Annotated in this window: 16 protein-coding genes; 7 read left to right on the top strand and 9 right to left on the bottom strand. The window is 72.7% G+C overall.

What is annotated here, in order from left to right; translation table 11 throughout:
- Window position 1: 1 nt before the first annotated feature.
- Window positions 2–1,591: an AMP-binding protein gene (locus ACIQ6Y_RS05630; RefSeq protein WP_404033319.1), complete on the bottom strand. Its 1,590-nt coding sequence runs from the start codon at window positions 1,589–1,591 to the stop codon at window positions 2–4.
- A gap of 106 nt (window positions 1,592–1,697) precedes the next feature.
- Here ACIQ6Y_RS05630 and ACIQ6Y_RS05625 point away from each other — a divergent pair, with 106 nt between their 5' ends.
- The 3 genes from ACIQ6Y_RS05625 (at window position 1,698) to ACIQ6Y_RS05615 (ending at window position 3,785) form a co-directional block, all read left to right on the top strand.
- Window positions 1,698–2,828, top strand: coding sequence for an acyl-CoA dehydrogenase family protein (locus tag ACIQ6Y_RS05625; RefSeq protein WP_404033316.1), 1,131 nt, complete (start codon window positions 1,698–1,700; stop codon window positions 2,826–2,828).
- Complete coding sequence (locus tag ACIQ6Y_RS05620) at window positions 2,825–3,223, top strand: RidA family protein (RefSeq protein ID WP_404033314.1); 399 nt, start codon at window positions 2,825–2,827, stop codon at window positions 3,221–3,223. Before ACIQ6Y_RS05625 ends, ACIQ6Y_RS05620 begins: the two co-directional genes overlap by 4 nt.
- A 106-nt stretch (window positions 3,224–3,329) precedes the next feature.
- Window positions 3,330–3,785, top strand: a complete 456-nt coding sequence (locus ACIQ6Y_RS05615) for a DUF6299 family protein (RefSeq protein WP_404033311.1) — start codon at window positions 3,330–3,332, stop codon at window positions 3,783–3,785.
- 23 nt (window positions 3,786–3,808) lie between these two features.
- Here ACIQ6Y_RS05615 and ACIQ6Y_RS05610 read toward each other — a convergent pair whose 3' ends face one another.
- From ACIQ6Y_RS05610 to ACIQ6Y_RS05590, 5 genes are read right to left on the bottom strand one after another with little or no spacing between them, the layout of a single operon-like run.
- Window positions 3,809–5,197, bottom strand: coding sequence for an MATE family efflux transporter (locus tag ACIQ6Y_RS05610; RefSeq protein ID WP_404033309.1), 1,389 nt, complete (start codon window positions 5,195–5,197; stop codon window positions 3,809–3,811).
- A complete protein-coding gene (locus ACIQ6Y_RS05605; RefSeq protein WP_404033306.1) occupies window positions 5,197–6,252 on the bottom strand; it encodes a cysteine synthase family protein in 1,056 nt (351 codons plus the stop codon). Before ACIQ6Y_RS05605 ends, ACIQ6Y_RS05610 begins: the two co-directional genes overlap by 1 nt.
- Window positions 6,253–6,263: 11 nt before the next feature.
- Window positions 6,264–7,619 carry an alanine racemase gene (locus ACIQ6Y_RS05600; protein WP_404033304.1) on the bottom strand — a complete coding sequence of 452 codons (1,356 nt, stop codon included), beginning with the start codon at window positions 7,617–7,619 and terminating at the stop codon, window positions 6,264–6,266.
- Window positions 7,610–8,608, bottom strand: a complete 999-nt coding sequence (locus ACIQ6Y_RS05595; RefSeq protein WP_404033301.1) for an ornithine cyclodeaminase family protein — start codon at window positions 8,606–8,608, stop codon at window positions 7,610–7,612. Before ACIQ6Y_RS05595 ends, ACIQ6Y_RS05600 begins: the two co-directional genes overlap by 10 nt.
- The gene (locus ACIQ6Y_RS05590; protein ID WP_404033298.1) at window positions 8,605–9,594 is read right to left on the bottom strand and encodes a TauD/TfdA family dioxygenase; all 990 of its coding nucleotides are present in this window, start codon (window positions 9,592–9,594) and stop codon (window positions 8,605–8,607) included. The genes ACIQ6Y_RS05595 and ACIQ6Y_RS05590 overlap by 4 nt, the downstream gene beginning before the upstream one ends.
- 220 nt (window positions 9,595–9,814) lie before the next feature.
- Here ACIQ6Y_RS05590 and ACIQ6Y_RS05585 point away from each other — a divergent pair, with 220 nt between their 5' ends.
- The 4 genes from ACIQ6Y_RS05585 to ACIQ6Y_RS05570 are packed head-to-tail and all read left to right on the top strand — an operon-like array spanning window position 9,815 to window position 14,773.
- Window positions 9,815–11,371, top strand: coding sequence for an ABC transporter substrate-binding protein (locus ACIQ6Y_RS05585; RefSeq protein WP_404033295.1), 1,557 nt, complete (start codon window positions 9,815–9,817; stop codon window positions 11,369–11,371).
- Window positions 11,356–12,393: an ABC transporter permease gene (locus tag ACIQ6Y_RS05580; RefSeq protein WP_404033292.1), complete on the top strand. Its 1,038-nt coding sequence runs from the start codon at window positions 11,356–11,358 to the stop codon at window positions 12,391–12,393. The genes ACIQ6Y_RS05585 and ACIQ6Y_RS05580 overlap by 16 nt, the downstream gene beginning before the upstream one ends.
- The gene (locus ACIQ6Y_RS05575; RefSeq protein WP_404033289.1) at window positions 12,390–13,253 is read left to right on the top strand and encodes an ABC transporter permease; all 864 of its coding nucleotides are present in this window, start codon (window positions 12,390–12,392) and stop codon (window positions 13,251–13,253) included. The genes ACIQ6Y_RS05580 and ACIQ6Y_RS05575 overlap by 4 nt, the downstream gene beginning before the upstream one ends.
- The gene (locus ACIQ6Y_RS05570) at window positions 13,250–14,773 is read left to right on the top strand and encodes an ABC transporter ATP-binding protein (protein ID WP_404033287.1); all 1,524 of its coding nucleotides are present in this window, start codon (window positions 13,250–13,252) and stop codon (window positions 14,771–14,773) included. The genes ACIQ6Y_RS05575 and ACIQ6Y_RS05570 overlap by 4 nt, the downstream gene beginning before the upstream one ends.
- A gap of 47 nt (window positions 14,774–14,820) precedes the next feature.
- Here ACIQ6Y_RS05570 and ACIQ6Y_RS05565 read toward each other — a convergent pair whose 3' ends face one another.
- The 3 genes from ACIQ6Y_RS05565 to ACIQ6Y_RS05555 all read right to left on the bottom strand — a co-directional run bounded on the left by ACIQ6Y_RS05565 (window position 14,821) and on the right by ACIQ6Y_RS05555 (window position 20,087).
- Window positions 14,821–17,451, bottom strand: coding sequence for a LuxR C-terminal-related transcriptional regulator (locus tag ACIQ6Y_RS05565; RefSeq protein WP_404033285.1), 2,631 nt, complete (start codon window positions 17,449–17,451; stop codon window positions 14,821–14,823).
- Window positions 17,452–17,778: 327 nt separating this feature from the next.
- Complete coding sequence (locus tag ACIQ6Y_RS05560; RefSeq protein ID WP_404033282.1) at window positions 17,779–18,756, bottom strand: NAD-dependent epimerase/dehydratase family protein; 978 nt, start codon at window positions 18,754–18,756, stop codon at window positions 17,779–17,781.
- A gap of 32 nt (window positions 18,757–18,788) precedes the next feature.
- Window positions 18,789–20,087: a nucleotide sugar dehydrogenase gene (locus ACIQ6Y_RS05555; protein WP_404033280.1), complete on the bottom strand. Its 1,299-nt coding sequence runs from the start codon at window positions 20,085–20,087 to the stop codon at window positions 18,789–18,791.
- Window positions 20,088–20,109 lie beyond the last annotated feature (22 nt).

The raw sequence follows: 20,109 nt of genomic DNA, 5'->3' as shown, positions 1-20,109 counted from the left end.
ATCACTGCTGGTCACCCTCGGTGCGCAGCCGGAAGCGCTGGAGTTTGCCGGTGGCCGTGCGCGGCAGGGCGTCCAGGAACACGATCTCGCGCGGACACTTGTACGGTGCCAGCTCCTGCTTGACGAAGGCGCGCAGGGCGTCCGGGTCCCGCCTCGCGCCCTCGCGCAGGACGGCGAAGGCGACGACGACCTGGCCGCGGGCCTCGTCGGGCCGGCCGACCACGGCTGCCTCGACCACGTCCGGGTGACGCAGCAGCGCGTCCTCGACCTCGGGGCCCGCGATGTTGTACCCGGCCGAGATGATCATGTCGTCGGCGCGGGCGACATAGCGGAACCAGCCGTCGGGTTCGCGGACGTAGGTGTCCCCGGTGACGTTCCAGCCGCCCCGGACGTAGACGCTCTGGCGCGGGTCGGCGAGATAGCGGCAGCCGACCGGGCCGCGTACGGCGAGCAGTCCGGGTTCGCCGTCGGGCACGGGGTCGCCGTTCTCGTCCTGCACGCGCGCCTGCCAGCCGGGGACGGGGACGCCGGTGCGGCCGGGGCGGGCGGCGTCGTCGGCGGCGGAGATGAAGATGTGCAGCAGCTCGGTGGCGCCGATGCCGTTGATGATCCGCAGGCCGGTGCGCTCGTGCCAGGCGTGCCAGGTGGCCTCGGGGAGGTTCTCGCCGGCCGACACGCAGCGGCGCAGGGAGCCCAGGTCGTGCCCGTCCGCCTCGGCGAGCATGGCCCGGTAGGCGGTCGGCGCCGTGAACAGCACCGAGACGCGGTGCTCGGCGATCGCGGGCAGCAGTTGGCGGGGGCCGGACTGCTCGAGGAGCAGGGCGGAGGCGCCGGCGCGCAGCGGGAAGACGACGAGACCGCCGAGGCCGAAGGTGAAGCCGAGCGGGGGACTGCCCGCGAAGACATCGTCCTGATGTGGCTGCACCACATGCTGGGAGAAGGTGTCGGCGATCGCCAGCACATCCCGGTGGAAGTGGATACACCCCTTCGGGCGACCTGTGGTGCCCGAGGTGAACGCGATCAGTGCCACGTCGTCGGCCGCGGTGTCCACGGCCCGGTACGGCGTGTCCGGAGCGGGCCTGCGCAGCAGGTCGTCCGGGCCGTCACCGCCGTACGTCGTGATGCGCAGCCCCGGAATCTCCGCCTTGACGAGGTCGTCGACCGAGCGGATGTCGCACAGGGCGTGCTCCACCCGGGCGATCTCGCCCATGGTGCGCAGCTCGTGCGGGCGCTGCTGGGCGAGGACCGTGACGGCGACCGCGCCGGCCTTCAGCACCGCCAGCCAGCACGCCGCCAGCCATGGCGTGGTGGGGCCGCGCAGCAGCACCCGGTTGCCGGGCACCACCCCCAGCTCGCCGGTGAGGACGTGCGCGATCCGGTCGACCCGGGCGCGCAGCTCGCCGTACGTCCAGGTCGCGTCCTGGGTGTGGAACGCCGGGCGGTCGCCGGGCGGGCCGTGGAGCAGTTCGGCCGCGCAGTTCAGCCGGTCGGGGTAGTGCAGCTCCGGCAGGTCGAAGCGGAGTTCGGGCCACTGCTCGCGCGGCGGGAGGTGGTCGCGCGCGAAGGTGTCGACGTGGGCCGTCTGATGCATGGCGCCCCCTCGGTGTGGTGGGCTCGCGCTAGGAGCGTATCGCCTTGGTGACGGCAGTCAAGGGAGCGCGATATGGTCGGGGCAGGCCTGGCAGAGGGGACCGGCGATGACGGCATTCTCGCTCGAACCGGCACAAACCGCCTGGTGTGCGGAGCTGCGCGCCCTGGCGGAGGAACGGCTGCGCCCGCTCGTCGACAAGGGTGAGGAGGGGCACGTCAACCGCCCGCTCGTCGCCGAGCTCGGCCGGCTCGGGCTGCTGGAGCGCCTGTTCACCTCCGGCGCCCTGGACCTGTGCCTGATGCGCGAGTCCCTCGCCTACGCCTGCACCGAGGCGGAGACCGCGCTCGCCCTCCAGGGTCTGGGCGCCCACCCGGTGCACGCCCATGGCGCACCCGCCCAGCGCGAGCGCTGGCTGCCGAAGGTCGCCGACGGCTCCGCGGTGGCCGCCTTCGCGCTGACCGAGCCCGGCGCCGGCTCGGACGCGGCCGCGCTGTCTCTGGCGGCCGACCCGGACGGCCCCGGCCGATGGCGGCTCACCGGTGACAAACGCTGGATCTCCAACGCCCCCGAGGCCGACTTCTACACCGTCTTCGCCCGCACCGCGCCCGGCCCGCACGGCGTCACCGCCTTCCTGGTCCCCGCCGACCGACCCGGCCTGACCGGCACCGGCCTGGAGATGCTCTCCCCGCACCCGATCGGGGCCCTGGCCTTCGACGCCGTACCGGTCACCGCCGACGACGTCCTCGGCGAGGAGGGCCACGGACTGCGCGTCGCCCTCGGCACCCTCACCCTCTTCCGGCCCAGCGTCGGCGCCTTCGCCGTCGGGATGGCCCAGGCCGCGCTCGACGCGAGCCTCGCCCACACCGCCGAACGGGAGGCCTTCGGCGGGCCGTTGAGCGACCTGCAGGCCGTCGCCCACCAGGTCGCCGAGATGGCGCTGCGCACCGAGGCGGCCCGGCTGATGGTGTACGCGGCGGCCTCGGCGTACGACCGCGGCGACCCGGACGTACCGCGGCGCGCGGCGATGGCGAAGCTGCTCGCCACCGAGACCGCGCAGTACGTCGTCGACGCCGCGGTCCAGCTGCACGGGGCCCGCGCCCTGCGCCGCGGCCATCTGCTGGAGCACCTCTACCGCGAGGTGCGCGCCCCGCGGATCTACGAGGGGGCCAGCGAGGTGCAGCGCGGGATCATCGCCAAGGAGACGTACCGGACGAGCACGAGGGGGCCCGTCGTATGACTGCCGAGCGCGTCAACCCGCCCGAGCTGTCCCCGCCCGCCGGCTTCTCGCACGCCGTCGTCGCCGCCGGGTCCCGGGTGGTGTTCCTCGCCGGGCAGACGGCCCTGGACGGCGACGGCAAGGTGACCGGGCGGACGCTGCCCGAGCAGTTCGAGAAGGCGCTGGGCAACCTGCTCACCGCCCTCGCAGCGGCCGGTGGCACCCCGGCCGACCTGGCCCGGGTGACCGTCTACGCCACGGACGTCACCGAGTACCGGGAGTGCGCGGCCGAACTGGGCCGCGTATGGCGGCGGTTGGCCGGGCGGGAGTACCCGGCGATGGCCGTGGTGCAGGTCGTACGGCTGTGGGACGAGGCGGCGCGGGTGGAGCTGGACGGGTTCGCCGTACTGCCGTAGCGGCCGAGAGGCCTGATCAACACGCCGTCGAAGGGGTGAAGGTCACCGCTCGCGGCCCGGCGGCCCGGTACCTGTGGAATCCCCCCATACCAGGAGGTTTCCCCCCATGACGTACCGTTCCTTCCTCGGTGCCGCCGCCGGTGCCGCGCTGCTGCTGCTCGGCGTGCCCGCCGGGTCCGCCACCGCCGACCCCTACGATTCCGCCACCGCCGACCCCTACGAGTCGGTCACCGTCGACACGACCGGCCGGATCGCGCCCGACGGCACGATCACCCTCGCCGGCACCTACCGCTGCGCCGGCGGCAGCGGGCCGGTGTTCGTGAGCTCCTCGGTCAGCCAGAGCCAGCCGTCGGTCCGGTACGGCATCGGCGGCACCCAGGCCGTGTGCGACGGGATCGAACACCGCTGGTCGAACTCCGGCCGCCCGCAGCCCGGCACCCTGAAGCCCGGCGCCGCCCGGGTCGAGGCCACGCTGATGGAGCTGAGCCCCCACAGCGGCCTGCTGCTGATGCCCCGTTTCCACGCGGCTCAGCAGCAGGAGATCGTCCTCGTCGAGGGCTGAACGGTACGCGGCGCGGCCGTCGTTCAGGCGGCCGCCGCCTCGGCCGCGGGCAGCCGCTCCAGGCCCCGCGCGAACCTGCGCAGCAGCAGCACGGCCGTCGTCGCCAGGCCCGTCAGCAGGCCCAGCCACACCCCGAGGGTGTCCAGGCCCGCGGCGAAGCCCAGCAGGGCCGCCGCCGGAAGGCCGACGAGCCAGTAGCCGACCAGGGTGACGCGGAAGCCGCCCTTGGTGTCGTCCAGGCCGCGCAGCAGACCCACACCGATGTTCTGCGCGCAGTCGAAGAACTGCAGCACCGCGGCCACCAGCAGCAACTGCACCGCGATGTCGGTCGCCTTGTCGTTCCCGGTGTCGAAGAACGGGGCCAGCACCAGCTCCGGCACGGTTCCGTAGACCAGCGCGACCACCGCCATCACCGCCGCCGCGCAGGCCAGCGCGGTCTGCTGAAGGCGCCGGGCGGCCGCCGTGTTGCCGAGCGCGAGCTCCCGGCTGACGCCCAGGGACGCGGCGTGGGACAGCCCGACCGCGATCTGGAACACGATGTAGACGAGCTGGTTGACGGCCGTGTGCGCGGCCAGCGCCGCCGTGCCGAAGCTGCCGATCAGCAGGGCCACGACCGAGAAGAACCCGGCCTCCGAGCCATAGGTCGCGGCGATCGGCGTGCCGAGGCCGGTCAGCCGGCGCAGGGTGGCCGGACGCGTCTTCCACACGCTCAAGGACAGCAGCGGCGCGAGCCGCTCGTCACGGCGGGCGGAGACGTACAGCGCGAGGAACGACAGCGCGTACACCGACGACGTGGCCAGCCCGATGCCCGGCAGGCCGAGGTCCGGGAAGAACCAGGTGCCGTGGATGAACACCCAGTTCAGGCCCGCGTTGACGGCGATCGAGGCGAGGGTGATGCGCAGCAGGGCCTGCGGGCGGCGCATGCCGACGGTGAACTGCCGTATCGCCTGGAACCACAGACACGGCAGCAGACCCGGCGCCATCGCGTACAGCACCGGCTGGGCCGCGTCGACCACGTCCGGGTCCTGGCCGAGCCAGCGCACGGCGTGCCCGACGAGCACCATCAGCACCGCACCGGCCGCGCCCGCGAGGGTGGCCAGCAGCAGGCTCGCGCGCACGAGGTCGCGCAGTTCCGCCACCGCCTGAGCCGAGCCGTCCTTCTCGCGCCGCGCGTCGGCGGCGGCGACCTGGTTGCCGACCGCGGTCACCAGGCCGACGCCCATCGTGCGCAGCTGGTTGAAGATCACCATCGCCAGACCGCCCGCCGCGAGGGCCTCGGTGCCGATGAGGCCCATCATGACGGTGTCGGTGGTGGTGAGCGCGACCTGCGCGAGCTGGGTGAGGGCCAGCGGCACGGCGAGCGTGGCCAGGGCGCGGCTGTCGGTGAGCAGACGGGTAAGAGCGGGCGGCATCAGTTCATTTCCTGCGGGTGGTCCTGCGGGCTGCGCCGGTGCTTGACGAGGAGCGCCTCGACCTCGCGCTCGACGTCGGGATCGAGCAGATCGCGCGCCGACATCCAGTCGTCGTCGAACACCGTGTCCATGTACTTCTCTCCGCCGTCGTTGACCAGCGCGACCATAGTCGTTCCCGGTGGCAGGGCCGACAGCCGGGTAAGGGCCTCGTAGACGACGCCGCCCGCCGAGCCGCCGATCAGCAGCCCGGTGCGCCGGGCGACGGCCCGGGCGGTCGCGAACGCCTCGACGTCGCCGACCTTCACGCCCTCGTCGAGCAGGTCGTAGTCGACCATCGTGCCGATGGTGGCGCCCTCGGGGGTGCCGGTGCCGGACTGGTAGTAGTCGTGGGCGGGCGGGCCGAAGGCGATGGACCCCTTCGGCTCCACACCGACGATCCGCACGTCCGGCACGGTCCGGCGCAGCGGGCCCGCGGTCCCGAACAGCCCGCCGCCGGTTCCGACGGCCCCGATCAGGAGGTCGACGCGACCGTCCAGCGCGGCGTACAGCTCGTCGGCCACGGGGTGGTAACCGACGCCGTTCGCCGGGTTGTTGTGCTGCTCGGTGAAGTACGCGCCGGGCGTCTCGGCCGCCAGCTTCTCGGCGAACTCCTCGCGGGCGGCGGTGTTCAGCTCCTCGTCACCGTCGTCGGCGACGTAGATCAGTTCGGCGCCGAGCGCCTTCATCGCGCGCAGCTTGTCGGCGGCGGCGTGATGGTCGACGACGGCCGTGAAGGTGTACCCGCGCTCGGCGGCGACGACCGCGAGGCCGAGGCCGGTGTTCCCGGAGGTCGACTCCACGATCCGGCCGCCCGGCTTCAGCAGACCGCGCTCCTCGGCGTCGATCACCATCTGCCGGGCCATCCGGATCTTCGCGGTGCCGGTCGGGTTGAACTGCTCCAGCTTCAGCAGCAGCCGTACGTCGTCCTCGGTGCGGCACAGCTCGAACAGCGGCGTGGCGCCGATCAGTTCGGAGACCCGGCGCACGACGGCGGGGCGGTGCAGGGGGTGGTTCATCGGGTTTCTCCCTACGGGTGGCGGTCGAGGCGCCAGCGGGGACGGGGGGAACCGGGAGCCGCCTCGACGACCACCTTCGGCGGCAGGGGCAGCTCGTGGAACGGGGACTCGTTGGAGTCCATCTGGTAGCCGGAGGTGTTGAGGTACACCAGCAGGTCACCGACCTGCGGCCGGTGCGGGAAGGGCACCGTGCGCCAGGTGAGCATGTCGGACTCCAGGCAGGTGGCGGCCCCCACACAGGCCGGGTGGGTGCGCCTCTCCCGCGGCCCGTTCGGGACCAGCACCGGGTCCGGCAGAAACTCGCTGTCGAACCACTGCTCCGACAGGCTCAGACTGCTCCCGTCGACGGTGAGGATCCCGTGCCCGTCCCGCTCCTTGACGCCCTGCACGCGGAACACGGTGCATCCGGCCTGGTCCAGCAGGGCCCGGCCGGGCTCGACGAGGAGGGCCACGCCGGCGTCCCGCAGGAGCGCGGACAGCGGGGCCCGTTCGCCCTTCGGGGTGGCCGCCAGGACCGCCCGCAGGGCCTCGGCCCCGGCGACGGGGGAGTGGTAGGGGTAGAAGCCGCCGTGGAAGGACTTGCCGGCGTGGAAGTGCTCGGGGAGCTGCTCCCGCTGGAACCGCCGCCAGTCGTCCCCGCCGACGTAGTCGACGGCGAACCCGCCGCCGATGCTGATCCGGTCGGCCCGCAGGCCGAGGCCTCGTGCCTCACGGCACAGACCGACGAGCTCGCCGGCGAGATCGGCGCGGGCCTGAGGGTCGTAGCCGGAGAGATGGAAGCTGAACCCCTCGACGTGCAGGCCGTCGGTCCTGCCGAGCGCTGTGCGCAGCTCCTCGGGGCTCATGCCGAACCGGCTGTGGGGCTGTCCGCCCGGCAGCACACGCAGCAACACCCGGGAAACACGCCCCAGTTCGGCGGCGATCGCGGTGAGCCGCTCCAGCTCGTCCAAGGCGTCCACCGCGACCAGCGCCCCCTGGAGCACGGCCACCCGCAGCAGGACGTCGCTCTTCGCGGGCCCGGTCACCACCAGGTCCGCGCCGGCCACGCCCGCGGCCAGTGCCTCGCGCAGCTCCCCGTGGCTCGCCACGTCCACCCCGAGGCCCAGCACGGCGGCCCGTTCGGCGAACACGGCTGCCTTGTTGGCCTTCTTGGCGAAGTACACCCTGCCCGCGACCCCGGCCTCCTCCAGCACCGCGGTGAAGGCACGGGCGTTGGTGTCGAACCGCTCCGGGAACAGCGCGTGGTACGGGCCGCCGAGCCCATGGCTCAGCTCCTGAAGCAGTGCCGGCGCGTCGAGGAACGCCTGTGTCTCCGCGGCGATGTGAGCGGGCAGCGAGGGCGGCGCCGCGACCGTCGTCACCGCCACAGCGGCACCACCGTACCCAGCCCCTGGGCGATCGCCAGCTCGGCGAACCGGTGGCCGAGCGCGATGTCGGTGACGACGAGCCCGCTGTTGTACGCGAAGATCCGCTGACCGGCGTCGGTCCGCCCGGCCGCCCGCCCCGCGAGCACCTCGGGGAACTCGGCGTCCACCTCCCGCAGCCGCCCCTCCGCGTCGGCCATGTCCGTGCCCGTGACGGCCATCTGCGCGGCGCTCGTGGCGACGACCCGGTCGGCCCGGTGCAGCGTGGACGCGGCGATGCCGTATCCCACCAGCACCGACAGCGCGGCGGGCTTCAGCCACTCGGCCTCCACGGACGCGGGCGTGTTCGGCCCGGCGGTGGCCAGCACGACGTCGGCCTCCTGCGCGGCCGCCCGCAGATCGGTGACGACCTCCAGCTCCCGGTCGGGGAAGTGCGCGTGCAACTGCTCCCGTACGGCACGTATCCCGTCCGGATGCGTCCCGAACAGCATCAGCCGCTCCAGCTGCGGCATCGTGGTGAGCAGGAACGGCAGCGCGAGCCGCCCCTGGGTGCCCGTGCCGACGACCAGTGCGCCCCGGCTGCCGGGCGCGGCCAGTTCACGGGCGAGCAGGGCCGAGACCGCGGGCGTGCGCAGGGCACCGATCCGGCCGCAGTCCATCATCGCCACGGGCAGCCCGGTGGCGTCGTCGTAGATGGTCAGCGTCGTGTAGTAGTGCTGTTTGTCGCGGTCCTCGTGGAGCCCGTACTTGTAGGACGTCTTGACGGCGACGACGCCGCGTTCTCCGTCCCTGCCGAGCATCGCGTACGCCACCGAGTGCCCGTCCTCGGGCTTGACGGTCAGCTTGCGCGGGTTGTCGGAGCGGCCGTCGGCGAGGGTGCCGTACGCCTGCTCCACGGTGGAGACGGCATCGGCGAGGGAGATCTCGATCCCGGCGACGTCGCTGGTGCTCAGGACGCGCAGGGCGGTGTCCGGGGCGTGGGTGTCGGTCATGCGTGGGCCTCCAGAACCTTCTGTCCGTAGCCGTGTTCGAAGCGCTCCGCCTCGGGCCGGGTCCTGCGGCCCGGCACGCGCACGGAGGAACGTTTCAGCCAGCGGTCCGTGCCGTCGTAGCGGGCCTTGAAGGGGACGCGGCCGTGGACCACGAGGTCGTTGTCCACGACCAGCACCTCACCGGGGGCGAGGCTCACCGCGACGGAGACGCGCTCCAGCTCTCTCTCCAGGCGGCCGTAGGCGGCCCGGTGGTCCTCGGGGGCGCGGTCCAGGGGCGTGTAGGCGGGGTCGAAGCGCAGGGTGGGGCCGTCCTCGGACTCCCACAGCGTGGGCACGGGCGGCGCTTCACCGCCGTAGGCCTGTGCCTCGGCGTAGGCGTCGTCGGGCAGGATCGGCAGCACCCGGCGGCCGAGCAATTCCCGGTCCTCGTCGGAGAGTTGTACCTGGCGGACGCTCGCCGCAGTGGTGGCGACCGCGTCGTGGTTGCGCATGCAGGAGAGCAGCAGGAGATGGGCGCGTCCCGGGTGGAAGGCGTCCTCGGTGTGCGGGCTGAGCAGCACGCTGCTGCTCGCCCCGGTCTGCTCCTCCTCGTGTCCGGGGGAGGGCACGATGTTGTGCACGAACCGCCCCTCCTGCTGGCCGGCCCAGGCGATGGGCGTGCCCATCGCGGCCGAGAGCAGCAGCAGGGCGACGTCGTGCAGGGCGCCCGCGTCACCGACGCGGGACCAGTGGGCGGGCGTGGGCCCGACGGCGGAGTCGTCGACCTCCAGGCCGCGCAGGACGTACAGGCCTTCGGGGGTGTCGACGGGGCGGCAGGCGTGCCGGACCTCGTCGCTCAACTCACCGACGACGGAAGGCAGTTGGCGGAGCAGGGTCGGGTCGGTCGTCGAACCGGCGGACTCGATGAGGAGTTTCTCGGCCGCCGCGGTCAATTCGGCGGTGGCGTGGGGGGAAAGCGTGCGTACGGGTGCGGATCCCGTCGGCATGGGGCTGGTCCGTCCGTTCCGTGCGGGATGGATGCGGGCGTCGCCGGTCGCGGTCCGTGACCGCCTGGTGGCTGTGCAGAAACATAGCCACCTCACAGGATGCAGGCAAGGCTTACCTAACCTTGGCGAAGATCACAGTCCGTGCGGTCTTGTGTCCCAGCTGTGAGTCAGGGTAGGCAAACCTCAGCAAGAAGTTCCGCGCAGCGAAAACGAGGACGACGTGGACCTGTCGAGACGTCAACTGCTGTGGGCCACCGGTGCCTTCGGCGCCGCAGCCCTGATCACCGCCTGCTCGGGCGGCAGTTCCGACGACCCCGCCGGGTCCGCCAAGGGCGACTCGGGCAAGCCCCGCCGCGGCGGAACCCTGCGCGTCGGCGCCCTCGGCCGGGCCGGCGCCGTCACCCGCGACCCGCACGGCACCCAGTCCAACGAGAGCGACTACCTCGTCATCAGCCTCGTCTACGACACCCTGACCGTGCCCGGCTCCAAGCCCAACACCGAGCCCCGGCTCGCCGCGAGCTGGCAGCCCTCGGCCGACCTGAAGACCTGGCGCTTCACCCTGGCCAAGGGCGCCACCTTCCACGACGGCACGCCCGTCACCGCCGACGACGTCGTCTTCTCGCTGCGCCGGCTGCGCGCCACCCCCGCCGGCGCCTCCCGGCTGCCGGGCATCCAGGAGAAGAACATCACCGCCGACGGCGACTCCACCGTCGTCCTCGTCTCCGACTACCCCAACGCCGAACTCCCGCAGCTCACCCGCCTGACCACGTTCGTCGTGCCCAAGGGCACCACCGACAAGGACATCGCCAAGGCGCCCGGCACCGGACCCTTCAAGCTGGACTGGTACCGCGGCGGCAACGCCCGGCTGGTGCGCAACGACCAGTGGTACGGCGGTGACGTGCACCTCGACGCCATCGAGGTGAAGATCTTCGAGAGCCCGCAGGCCATGGCGAACGCCCTGCTGTCCGGGCAGATCGACCTCGCCTCCAACGTCGGCGCGGTCGCGGCCCGCACGGCCGAGGGACGGGGCGACATCCAGACCGTCCGCCGGCCCAACGACATGGCGATGCCGATCGTGATGCGCACCGCCGACGGCCCCTTCGCCGACCCCAAGGTCCGTGAGGCCCTGCGCCTCGCCGTCGACCGCGAGGCCATGGTGAAGCAGGTGCTCTCCGGCTACGGCACCGTCGCCAACGACATCCTCGGCACCGGCGACCCCGCCTACGCCAAGGACATCCCGCAGCGCGCCCGCGACCTCGACCGGGCCAAGCAGCTGCTGAAGGAGGCGAAGTTCGACACCTCCAGGACGTACGAACTGCTCACCACCGAGGACATCTCCGGCCTCGCCGAGTCCGCCACCCTCTTCGCCTCCCAGGTCCGCGAGGCCGGGGTGAAGATCAAGGTCGTCAAGCAGGAGTCCGCCGTCTTCTGGGACAAGACCTGGCTCAAGGGCGACCTGTACACCACCTACTGGGGCACCAACGACTCGGTGGTGTTCTTCGCCAGCAAGGTCCTGCTCTCCGGCAGCGGCCAGAACGAGTCCGGCTTCGACGACAAGGCCTTCGACCGCGCCTACGAGAAGGCCATCGGCACCGCCGACCCCGCCGAACGCGCCACGCGGCTCAAGGAACTCCAGCAGATCCAGTACGACCGCTCCGGCTATCTGCTGTGGGGCATGGCCGACGGCATCGACCTGGCCGGGTCCAAGGTGAACGGGCTGCCCACGCTGCCCGGTTACGGCCGGGTCCAGCTCGAGCGGGCATGGCTGGGCCGTTGACCCCGGACGTGGCCGCGCCGACCGGAAAGGCTCCGGAGGTGAACCCGCCGGCCGGCAAGGCCCGGCCGGCGCGGCCCGTCGTCCTGTCCGTGCTCGCCCGCACCGGCCTGGTGCTGGTCAAGCGCGCCGCTCTGCTGGCCGTGCTGCTCGCCCTGGTCTTCGGCACCGTCGAACTCCTGCCGGGCGACGCGGCGAACGCCACCTCCGAGCGCGGCGAGAGCGCCGCCGACATCCAGGAACGCCGGGAGCTGCTCGGCCTCGACCGGCCGGTCCCGGAACGCTTCTGGGACTGGATGTCCGGCCTGCCCACCGGCGACCTCGGCACCTCCGCGCGCGGCGAACCCGTCACCGGCCTGCTCTCCAGCGCCTTCCCCAACACCCTGCTCCTCGGCGGCATCGCGCTGCTGCTGACCGCCGTCCTGTCGCCGGCGCTCGGCTGCTGGGCCGCCCTGCGGCCGGGCGGCCGCGTGGACCGGGCCGTGTCGGGCTCGGCCACCGCCGTGCTGGCGCTGCCCGAGTTCGTGGTCGCGGTCGCGCTGGTGCTCGTGCTGTCCCTGTGGACCGGCTGGCTGCCCGCCGTCACCCTCACCGACGCCGACGGCAACCCCGACTCCTGGACCATGCTCGTGCTGCCCGCCCTCGCCCTGACGATCCCGCAGACCGGCTGGAACACCCGGATCGTGCGCGCCGCCCTCGCCGACGAGGCCCGTGCCCCGCACGTGGAGACCGCGGTCCTCGACGGCCTGCCGCCGCACCGCGTCCTCACCCGCCATGTGCTGCCCGGCGCCCTGCCCACCGTCGCCGCCGGCCTCGCCACCTCCACCGGCATGCTGCTCGGCGGCGCCGTCGTCGTGGAGACCGTCTTCAACTACCCCGGCATCGGCTCCGTCCTGGCCTCCGCCGTCACCGACCGCGACAGCCCCGTCATCGCCGGGGTCACCGCGCTCGCCGGCGCGGTCGTCACGGGGGTCCTGCTGGTGGCCGACCTGATCCGGGACGCGATGACGGGAGTACGACGATGACGGACGCTGCTTCCCCACAGGCGCCGGCGCGGCCCGCGAAGCCCGCCCGGCGGCGCACCCGGGCCACCGTGCTGCGTGTGCTGCCCGCCCTGCTGCTCGTCGCCCTCGCCCTCGCGGGCCCCTGGCTCGCCCCGCACGCCGTCGACGCCCCGGTGGCCGCCCCGTACGCCGAACCCGGCGCGGACGCCGTCCTCGGCGGGGACCAGCTCGGCCGGGACGTGCTGAGCCGACTCCTGGCCGGCGGCCGCGACCTCGTGCTGTCCTCGCTCCTGGTGGCCGTGCTGGTCACCGCGACCGCGGCCGTGCTCGGCGCGATCGGTGCCGTCCGGCCGCTGATCGGGCGGGTCGTCGAGCGGATCGCGGACGTGCTGATGCTGCTCCCCGCGGTCCTCGGCATCCTGCTGGTCACGCTGTCCTGGCCGGACGGCGGCCGGCTCGCCGTGGTCGCCGCCGCCGTCGCCCTCGGTGTCCCCTACGCGGTACGGCTCGCCGCGGGTGCCGCCGTACCGCTCGCCGCCACGGGATACGTCGAGGCCGCGCAGGCCGGCGGGGAGCGTCTGGGGCATCTCGTGCTGCGCGAGATCCTGCCCAATCTGCGGGCGACCCTGCTGGCCCTGTTCGGGCTGCGTTTCGTCGCCGCCGTCTACCTGGTCGCCACCGCCGGGTTCCTCCAGGTCGGGCCGCAACCTCCCGCCGCCGACTGGGCGTTGATGATCCGCGAGAACTCGGCCGGCATCCTGCTCAACCCCTGGGCCGTGGTCGCCCCCAGCGCCGCCATCGGCCTGCTCGCGCTGAGCGTCAACCTCGCGGCGGCCGCCCTCGCCCCGCAGACCGGCCGGAAGGCGGTGCCCGTCCTGTGAGCCACGATCCCCGCTACCGGTCCGAGAAGCCGGCCCCCGACACGCCCGTGTCCGCCCGGGTCACCGGGCTCACCGTCACGGCGCCCGACGGACGCCTGCTGCTGTCGGACGCGGACCTCACGCTGCGCCCCGGCCGGGTCACCGCCCTCACCGGCCCCTCCGGGTCCGGCAAGACGACCCTGCTGCGCGCCCTGACCGGCCTGCTGCCGCCCGGCACGACCCGCAGGGCCGGCACCGTGGAGGTCTTCGGCGCGGACGTCCTGGCCCTGGGGGAGCGGGAGTTGCGCGCCCTGCGGGCGAACCGCCTCGCCTACGTCGGCCAGGACCCCGGCTCCGGCCTCAACCCCCGAATGCGGGTGCGCGCCCTCGTCCGTGAGCTCGCCGCCGACCGTACGCGGGACACCGTCGCCGCCCTCCTCGCCGAGGTGCGCCTGCCCGACGAGGACGGCCGCCTCGCCGCCCGCCGCCCGGCCGCGCTCTCCGGCGGCCAGCAGCGCCGCGTGGCCCTCGCTCGCGCGCTGGCCCGCCGCCCCGACATCCTCCTCCTCGACGAGCCCACGGCCGGGCTCCATCCGGCACTGCGCGAGGAGATCGGCGACCTGCTGTGCCACCTGGCCCGCGAACACCACCTGGCCGTCGCCCTGTCCTGCCACGACCCGGCCCTGGTGGAACGCATCGCCGACGACGTGGTCGCGCTGGGCTCCCCCCTGCCGGGGCCACGGGGCGTGACGGGAGCAAGGGCCGCCGAACAGGGCGTCGGCGCCCCTGCCGGAGAAGCCTCGGCTGACGGCCTGGCCCCGCCCCTCCTCCAAGTCCGCGACCTGCGTGTCTCGTTCGACCGCGGGCACCTCGCCCTGGACGGCGTCGACCTCGCCGTCGCACCGGGCGCGGCGGTGGGCATCGTAGGGGCGTCGGGGTCGGGGAAGACCACACTGGTGCGGGCGGTCGTGGGTCTGCAGAGGATCACCGGGGGGAGCATCGTCCTCGACGGCCGCGCCCTGCCCGGCGGGCTGCGCGGACGGTCGCGGGAGCAGCGGCGCAGGGTGCAGCTGGTGACGCAGAATCCGCTGGGCGCCCTCAACCCCAGCCGTACGGTCGGGGCGGCCGTGGGCCGGCCCTTGCGGCTGCACCGCCGGTGCGTGCGCGCCGACGTCCCGGAACGGGTCGCCGGTCTCCTCGAACAGGTCGGTCTGCCGCCCGCGTTCGCGGACCGCTACCCGCACGAGCTGTCCGGCGGGCAGCGCCAGCGCATCGCCATCGCCCGCGCGCTCGCGGCCGACCCCGAGGTGCTGATCTGCGACGAGGTCACCTCCGCGCTGGACTCCGCGACGGCCGAGGCGATCATGGACCTGCTGGCCGGTCTGCGCGAACGCCGGGGCACCGCGCTCGTGCTGATCAGCCACGACCTCCCGCTGATCGCCGACCGCACCGACACCGTCACCGTCCTCGACGGCGGCCGGGTGCTGGCCTGCGGCCCCACCCCGCAGGTACTGGCGACCGCGGGGGTGCTCGCCCCGTGACGGCGGCGGGGGTGGCGAAGCCGGTGCTCCGCCACGGCCCGCTCCCGTCAGCTCGGGTGCCGCTGGCGCAGCTCGTCGGCGAGGGCCTGCCGGCCGCGGATGCCGAGCTTGCGGTAGGCACGGGTCAGATGCTGCTCGACCGTGCTGACCGTGACGAACAGCCGGCTGCTGATCTCCCGGTTGGTGTAGCCCCGTACCGCGAGCTGGGCGACGCGCAGTTCGGCCTCGCTGAGCACCGAGGGGTCCGTGGAGGCCGCGCGCGGCTTGTCCGGGCGGGCCGCCTCGCGCACCTTGTCCTCGGGCGGCTGGTACGGGATGCCGATCCGCTTCAGCGGCGAGGTGACCCGGGCGGGCAGCGCGGTCGCCTGCCGCGGCACCCGTGCCGGTGTCTCGCGGACGGTGGCCGTGCCGCCCTGGCGCTGGGCCTGGAGGCGGGCGATGGTCCGCAGGGTCCGGCTGACCTCCATGCGGTTCCCGGCGTCCTCGAAGACCTTCGCCGCCCGGCCCAGCAGCCGGTGGTCGTCGCTGGGGGAGCTGGTGAAGGCGAGCACGCGCAGCGCGAGACCGCAGGCGTACGGGTCCGACTCCATGGACAGCTTCATCTGCTGCTTGGCCAGCTCGCGCGCGGTCTTGAGGTTGCCGAGCTGCAGATGCGCCTCCGCCAGGTCGCTGCGCCACGGCACGGGCGTCGGCGCGCTCTCGTCCCAGCCGCGCAGCAGATGCTCACAGCGCTGGAAGTCGCTCACCGCGGCCAGCGGGCGATGGGTCGCCAGATGGAAGTGGCCGCGGGCGCGCAGATAGCGCAGTCCGACCATGGTGTCGAACATCGCGTCCGGCACCGGGATGCGCAGCGTGCGGGCCGCGTCGTGGAAGTTCCCCGCGGATATATCCGCGTAGACCATGATGGCGAGCGGGTCCCCCACCGAGATGCCCCACCCCTGGACGTCGAGCAGGTCCAGGGCCGAGCGGGCGCGTTCGGCCGCCTCGGGGATCTCGTCGCGCTGCAGCTGGATGCCGGCGCGCAGGGTCTCCAGGACGGCCTGCCAGGTCACCGCGCCCCGGCGGCGGGCCTCCTTGTCCAGCCGGGCGCACCACTGCTCGGCGGCGCTGCTGCGGCCGCCCAGGGTGAGCGCGGTGATGGCCGTGGCGAGGGCCTCCAGGGAGGTGTTGCCCAGGCCGCAGTTCTGCAGGATGCGCTCGGCGCTGGCCAGGCTCGCGTCGCTGCCGGCCCGGCCCCAGGCGTGTCTGAGCGCTTCCGTGGTCTGCACCCAGGGCGTCGAGCGCGGCCGGGTGGCGGGCTCGTCCTCGGCCGACTGCCCGGTCGGCGGGCCGAAGTACCAGGAGTAGGCGAGGCTCAACTCGGCCTCGGTGCGCGGGTCGAGGGGTTCCGGTGACTCGGACAGGATGCGGTACGTCTCGTTGAACAGGACCCGGTCGCCCTGCCACAGCGCGTGCCGCATCAGCGCGAAGCAGCCGTCCTGGTCGAGGGTGCCGAACCGGGCGGCCGTCCGCAGGGACGGTATGTGCGCGGCGGCGCAGGAAGGATTCACCCGCCAGCTGCTCCAGACCAGGGACTGGCGGATGGAGCGTTCCACGTCCGCGTCCTCGGCCGAGGGCAGGGCCAGTTCGAGGGCCTGCCGGGCGAAGGCGACGTCGTTGCCGCTCATCGCCTGCTCGGCGGCCTGCCGCAGCACCGGGACCGACCAGGTGGCCGGCCGGCCGTCGGCGGCCACCAGATGCCGGGCCACGTCGGCGGCGGGCGCGCCCGTCTCGTGCCCCATCCGTGCCGCCGACTCGTGCAGCCGCGACCGCAGGGCCGGGGGCAGCGAGTCGAGCACGGCGGTCCTGGCCCGCGGGTGCCGGAAGGCCCCGCCGGCGAGCAGCCCGCAGCGCTCCAGGGCGTCGAGCAGCCGGCCGACCCCCTGCGGGTGGACGTCGGTGAGACCGGCGATCTGCTCGGGCTCACCGGGGCCGTCGAGGATCGCCAGAGCGGAGGCGACCTCCAGCAGCTCCGTGTCGGGACGGTCCAGCAGGGCCCGGACGGCGCGGGCGTAGGCGCCGCCCACGACGGGCTCACCGGTGCGCTCGCCGGCCTGGTAGTCCTGGACCAGCGCGCTCGCCAGCATCGGGTTCCCCGCGCTGAGTTCATGGATCGCGGTCGTCAGTGCCGCGTCCACGTCGCCGTCCAGTGTCTCCTTCAGCAGGGATTCCACACCGCATTCGGAGAACGGCGTCAGTTGTACCGAGTAGTAACGTGGTTGTCGTGCGAACGTGGCGCTCAGCCGGGTGAAGGGACTTTGTCGCCAGTCCGGTTGATTGAGCACTATGAGCAGTTTCGTCGAGCGAATTCTGCGGTGCAGCTGGAGAAGCAGTTTGAGGGACGTCTCGTCGATGAAGTGAAGATCATCGATACCGATCACGAGCGACTTTTCCCTGGCCAGGTTGAGCAGGGCGTCGCAGACATCGCGTAAGAAGTGCGGATCGGCGCGGTCGTCGCCTGTGCGAACGTCGATCGGGAACGGCGAGTTGGCCAGCAGCTGGTCGATCGCGGAGGCCCCGATGCCCTGCTCATCAGGGGCTCCCGTGGCGCTCAGCGTGAGGGAGCCCTGATCCTCGGCGTGGTCGAACAGCTCGTTCTGCAGAGAGGTCTTTCCGCTTGCGATTCCCCCGCTCAGCATGATCAGGCGGCCATTTCCCCGCCTGCTCCGGTCCAGTTGATCGAGCAGGAAACTCCGAGCGGCATCCGGACTCATCTGGAACTGGTTGCCGACAGTCGTCATAGACAGTCTATCCCCCGTAAATAGACTTACCTGTGAGCACAGTTGTTCCTTGTTGAAGGTATCAGACCATATGGAGATCGCGGGTGTGCTGTGAATGAATCGGGGGTGTTCACCGCAGCCCCTGCGATCAGGGATGGTCCAACTTTTGATCACCTGCTGGTGGCAGATGAACGACAGGCGACAGCCTGCCCGTTGAGGGAAGATCGTTTCTACCCCTCCCCACCCCTACTCGCGTGTCGCACCCTCGGCGCGCTGCTGTGCGACGACCGCCGCGACGATGTCGTCCAGCGTGCGCGTGGGCCGGAATCCGACCTGGGCGCGTGCCTTGTCACAGTTCGGCACCCGGCGCTGCATGTCCTCGAAACCGGGACCGTAGGCCTGCTCGTAGGGAATCTTCACCACGCTGCTCGTGGAGCCGGTGACCGCGATGACCCGGGCCGCCAGGTCCGCCATGCTGATCTGCTCGGAGCTGCCGAGGTTGTAGACCGTGCCGTGCGCGCTCTCGTCCTCCAGCAGCGCGACGAGCGCCGGCACCACGTCCAGGACGTGACAGAAGCAGCGGATCTGCTGCCCGTCGCCGAACAGCGTCAGCGGCTCACCGGCCAGCGCCTGCGCCACGAACCGCGGGATCACCATGCCGTAGCGGCCGCTCTGCCGCGGGCCCACCGTGTTGAACAGCCGCACGATCACGGTCCGTACGCCGTACTCGACGCCGTACAGATACGCCATCGTCTCGTCCAGCGCCTTCGCCTCGGCGTAGGACCAGCGGTTCTTCAGCGGCGAGCCGACGATCCGGTCGGCCTCCTCGGTGAGCCCCTCGGTGGTGTTCTTGCCGTACACCTCGCTGGTCGAGGCCACCAGCACCGGCACATCGTGCCGGCGGGCCGCCTCCAGGACGTTCTCGGTGCCGTTCAGATTGGTGCGCAGGCTCTCCAGCGTCTTGCCCATGATGGTGAACACGCCCACCGCGGCGGCCAGATGGTAGATCCGGTCGACGCCGTCCATGCAGCTCTCCAGCGCCGCGGCGTCGCACACCGAGCCCCGCACGAACCGCACCCGCGGGTCGTCCAGCAGCGCGCCCAGATTGCCGGTGCTGCCGGTGCTGACGTCGTCGAGAACGACGACCTCGTGCCCGAGGCCCAGCAGATGCTCGGTCAGATGCGAGCCGATGAAGCCCGCCCCTCCCGTGATCAGACAACGCACGATCGATCCCTTTCGCAAGCGGACGTGAGGGGCTACGCCGAGTGGCCGGCGGCGGTGGGGGCGAAGCGGTAGGTCGCGTCCAGCACCAGCGGGGCGTCGGCGATCCAGGAGTAGTCGTGGTCCGGCTGCACCGTGTGGATCAGGACCAGGTCCCAGTCCTGCTCGGCCGGCTCCATCGTGGAGTCCATGCTGACCCCGCTCGGCAGGGTCAGCCGTGTCACCAGCGGGTCGTAGTACTCGACCTTCGCGCCGCGCCGGGCCAGCTCGTCGATGATCTCCAGCGCCGACGACGACCGTACGTCGAGCACGCCCGGCTTGTAGGAGACGCCGACCACCAGCACACTGCTGCCGGCGAACCCCTTGCCCGAGTCGGACAGCACGCTCAGCATCCGGTCCACCACACCCCGCGGCCGCTCGGCGATCGCCGTCATGGCCTCGCTGACCAGCGGCGCGGCCGTGCGGGTCTCCCGCAACTGCCACAGCAGATAGTGCGGATCGCACGGGATGCAGTGCCCGCCGACCCCCGGACCGGGGTGGAAGGCCATGAAGCCGTACGGCTTGGTCGCCGCCGCCGCGATGACCTCCATCGGGTCCATCGCGAAGCCCGCGCAGATGTCCGCGAACTCGTTGGCCAGCGCGATGTTGACCGCCCGGAAGGTGTTCTCGTACAGCTTGGTCATCTCGGCGACCTCCGGCGAGCCCACCTGGTGGGTCGCCGACAGCAGGTCGATCACCCGGGCCGCCATCGCGGCGCACTCCGGAGTGACCCCGCCGACCACGCGGGGCGTGTCCCGCTGGGTGTGGGTGGTGTTGCCCGGGTCGATGCGCTCCGGGCTGGACGCCACGAAGATGTCGCCGCCGAGAGTGAACCCCCGGTCCATCAGCGGCTCGACCAGCATCCGCGTAGTGGTCCCGACGAAGCTCGTCGAGGTCAGGATGAGCGTCTGGCCGGCCCGCGCCTGCCGCACGACCTCGTCACAGGCACCCTGCAACGCCCGCAGATCGGGCAGCAGATGGCGGTCGACGGGCGTCGGCACGCACACGATCACCACGTCGGCGTCCGCCATCCGGGCCGCGTCGGCGGTCAGTTCGAAACCGTCCTGCCCGAGCGAGCGCGCGAGCCGGCGGTGGTCGGAGTCGATCAGATCGACGGACCGTTCCTCGATGGCCCGCAGCCGGTCGGCGTCGCGGTCGATGCCCACGACATGCACTCCGGCCGCGTGCAGCCCCAGGGCGGTCGGCAGTCCTACGTACCCCATGCCGACGATCGCGACGGAGCCGAGTTCGCTCGGGACGGGCAGAGCCTTCTCGATGGTGCGGGAATGCGGCATAGTCCACTCGACCTCGTGTGAT

It is taken from the genome of Streptomyces sp. NPDC096205, assembly GCF_044763135.1.
GTDB lineage: Bacteria > Actinomycetota > Actinomycetes > Streptomycetales > Streptomycetaceae > Streptomyces.
The sequence above is the reverse complement of the archived record's forward strand: the minus strand, read 5'-3'. Positions and strand labels throughout refer to the sequence as shown.